Below are 3,680 nucleotides of genomic sequence, written 5' to 3' on the forward strand. Positions count from 1 at the left end.
CCCGGGGGGCCGTCGTCGTGGGAGCGGCGTGGGAATGCGACGACGCACCGACGGACCGTGGTCGCGCTCCCACCCGAAAGGTTTAGGAGTCTGGACGGTCCCTGTGCGGTTGCGGATGGTTGGCCCGACCTGCCCGACGTGCACCCCGAGCCGCCCTCGCATCGACGCGAGCGCCGGCCCGGGGCCAGGCCGGGCAGGAGTGCACCTCCGCCACCGTCCCGCGCGTGCCCGCACGGGACCCGGTGGGCACGCCGGCGCGACGTCGCGCGGGCGGGCCCGCACACCAGAAAGGTACGGACGATGTCGTCAACGACCCGCCGGCGAACCGCCTGGGTGGCTGTAGCCACCGTAGGTGTGTCGTCGTTCCTGGCGACCGCGGGGATCACCCCCGCGCTCGCCGCGACCGGAGCGGGCTTGCCCGCCACGGTCACCGTCCCCGCGGCCTCGCCGGTCCGCGCCGCCGTCGACGGCGAGTACGCGAACCGGTTCCTCGCGCAGTACGACAAGATCAAGGACCCGGCCAACGGGTACTTCAGCGCCCAGGGCATCCCGTACCACGCCGTCGAGACCCTCATGGTCGAGGCGCCCGACTACGGCCACGAGACGACCTCCGAGGCGTACTCGTACTGGCTGTGGCTCGAGGCCCTCTACGGCCAGGTCACCCAGGACTGGGCACCGCTCAACCACGCCTGGGACACGATGGAGAAGTACATGATCCCCCAGTCGGTGGATCAGCCCACGAACTCCTTCTACAACCCCAACTCGCCGGCCACCTACGCGCCCGAGTTCAACCACCCGAGCTCCTACCCGTCGCAGCTCAACAGCGGCATCAGCGGCGGCACCGACCCGATCGGCGCCGAGCTCAAGTCGACCTACGGCAACGCGGACGTCTACCAGATGCACTGGCTGGCCGACGTCGACAACATCTACGGCTTCGGCGCCACGCCGGGCGCTGGGTGCACGCTCGGCCCGACCGCGACCGGCACGTCGTTCATCAACACCTTCCAGCGCGGCCCGCAGGAGTCGGTCTGGGAGACCGTCCCGCAGCCGTCGTGCGAGGAGTTCAAGTACGGCGGCAAGAACGGGTTCCTCGACCTGTTCACCAAGGACGCGTCGTACGCGAAGCAGTGGAAGTACACCTCGGCGTCCGACGCCGACGCCCGCGCCGTCGAGGCCGTCTACTGGGCCAACCAGTGGGCGACCGAGCAGGGCAAGGCCGCCGACGTCGCCGCGACCGTGGCCAAGGCCGCCAAGATGGGCGACTACCTGCGGTACACGCTCTTCGACAAGTACTTCAAGAAGATCGGGTGCACCTCGCCCTCCTGCGCCGCCGGCCAGGGCCGTGAGGCCGCGCACTACCTGCTCTCCTGGTACATGGCGTGGGGCGGCGCGACCGACTCCAACGCCGGCTGGGCGTGGCGCATCGGCTCGTCGCACGCGCACTTCGGCTACCAGAACCCGCTCGCCGCGTGGGCGCTGTCGACCGACGCCAAGCTGACCCCGAAGTCGCCGACCGCCAAGGCGGACTGGGCGGCCTCGATGCAGCGCCAGCTCGAGTTCTACACGTGGCTGCAGGCCTCCAACGGCGGCATCGCCGGTGGCGCGACGAACAGCTGGGACGGCGCCTACGCCACCCCGCCGGCCGGCACGCCGACGTTCTACGGCATGGGCTACACCGAGGCCCCGGTCTACGTCGACCCGCCGTCGAACCGCTGGTTCGGCATGCAGGCGTGGGGCGTGCAGCGCGTCGCCGAGCTCTACTACGCGTCGGGCAACGCCCAGGCGAAGAAGATCCTCGACAAGTGGGTCCCGTGGGTCGTCGCGAACATCTCGACCGACGGCGCCAACTGGAAGGTCCCGAGCGAGCTCAAGTGGACCGGCAAGCCCGACACCTGGAACGCCGCGTCGCCGACCGGCAACCCGGGCCTGACCGTCGAGGTCACGTCCTACGGCCAGGACGTCGGCGTCGCCGGCGACACCGCCCGCGCGCTGCTGTTCTACGCCGCCAAGTCGGGCGACACCGCGTCGCGCGACAAGGCCAAGGCGCTCCTCGACGCCATCTGGACCAACAACCAGGACCCGCTGGGCGTGGCCACGGTCGAGACCCGCGGCGACTACAAGCGGTTCGACGACACCTACGTCGCCAACGGTGACGGCATCTACATCCCGTCCGGCTGGACCGGCACGATGCCCAACGGCGACGTCATCAAGCCCGGCGTGTCCTTCCTGGACATCCGCAGCTTCTACAAGAAGGACCCGCAGTGGTCCAAGGTCCAGGCCGCGCTCGACGGCGGCGCCGACCCGAAGTTCACGTACCACCGGTTCTGGGCCCAGACGGCCATCGCCGGCGCGCTCGCGGACTACGCGCGGCTCTTCGACGACGGCACCACCACGCCGGACACCACGCCGCCGTCGGTCCCGACGGGCCTGCAGGCGGGTCTCGTCACCTCGACCGAGGCGACGATCTCCTGGACGGCCTCGACGGACGACACCCGCGTGGCGTCGTACGACGTGTACCGCGGCAGCACGAAGGTCGGCTCGTCGACGACGACCTCCTTCACCGAGACCGGCCTGACCCCCTCGACGGCGTACTCGTACACCGTCCGGGCGGTCGACGCGGCCGGCAACGTGTCCGCGGCGTCCTCGGCGCTCGCGGTCACCACGAAGGCGACGCCGTCCGACACGACGGCGCCGAGCGTGCCGTCGATCCTGTCGAGCGCGAGCACGACGAACAGCGTGACGGTCGTGTGGTCCGCGTCCACGGACAACACGGGCGGCTCGGGCCTCGCCGGGTACGACGTGTACCGCGGCACGAGCCGCGTCGGCCAGACGACGGGCACGACGTTCACCGACACCGGCCTCACCGCCGCGACCGCGTACCAGTACTCGGTCCGGGCGCGTGACGTCGCCGGCAACGTGTCCGCCGCCTCGACGGCCGTCACGGTCACCACGAAGTCCGACACCACGCCGGACACGACCGCACCGAGCGTCCCGACGGGCCTCACCGCCACGACGGTCGGCGAGACGAGCGTGACCCTCACGTGGAACGCGTCCACCGACACCGGTGGCTCGGGCCTCGCGGGCTACGACGTCTACCGCGGCACGACGAAGGTCGGCTCGCCGACCTCCGCCACGTACACCGACAGCGGCCTCACCGCCGCGACGGCGTACCAGTACACCGTCCGGGCACGGGACGTCGCGGGCAACGTGTCCGCCGCGTCGAGCGCCCTGTCGGTCACGACGAAGTCGGGCCAGCAGACCGGCTCGTGCAAGGTCACGTACAACGCCAGCAGCTGGAACAACGGCTTCACCGCCTCGGTGAAGGTCACCAACACCGGCACGACCGCCCTGAGCAGCTGGAGCCTCGGCTTCACGTTCACCAACGGTCAGAAGGTGCAGCAGGGCTGGAGCGCGAACTGGACGCAGTCCGGGTCGACGGTGACCGCGACGAACGCCGCGTGGAACGGCACCCTGGCCCCCGGCCAGAGCGTCGACATCGGCTTCAACGGCTCGCACTCGGGCACGAACACCAACCCGACGGCGTTCACGCTCAACGGCGCGGCCTGCAGCTGACGCCACCCGCACGACACCGAGGCCGGTCCGGGCACGTCCCGGGCCGGCCTCGGCCGCGTCCGCGCGCCGCTCGGGGCGGACGCGTGCTGGCCGGCCCTGACGTCGGC

Annotated in this window: 1 protein-coding gene; it reads left to right on the forward strand. The window is 71.1% G+C overall.

What is annotated here, in order from left to right; all coding sequences use genetic code 11:
* Window positions 1-300 precede the first annotated feature (300 nt).
* Entirely contained in the window at window positions 301-3,573 is a 3,273-nt protein-coding gene (locus tag CTKZ_RS20200) for a glycoside hydrolase family 48 protein (RefSeq protein WP_124344585.1), read from the forward strand.
* The last annotated feature ends 107 nt before the right edge of the window (window positions 3,574-3,680 follow it).

This window comes from Cellulomonas algicola (assembly GCF_003851725.1).
GTDB lineage: Bacteria > Actinomycetota > Actinomycetes > Actinomycetales > Cellulomonadaceae > Cellulomonas > Cellulomonas algicola.

Bases quoted from the DNA above. Each gene is read 5' to 3' on its own strand.
- CTKZ_RS20200 (WP_124344585.1), top strand. From the start codon at position 301: ATGTCGTCAACGACCCGCCGGCGAACCGCCTGGGTGGCTGTAGCCACC.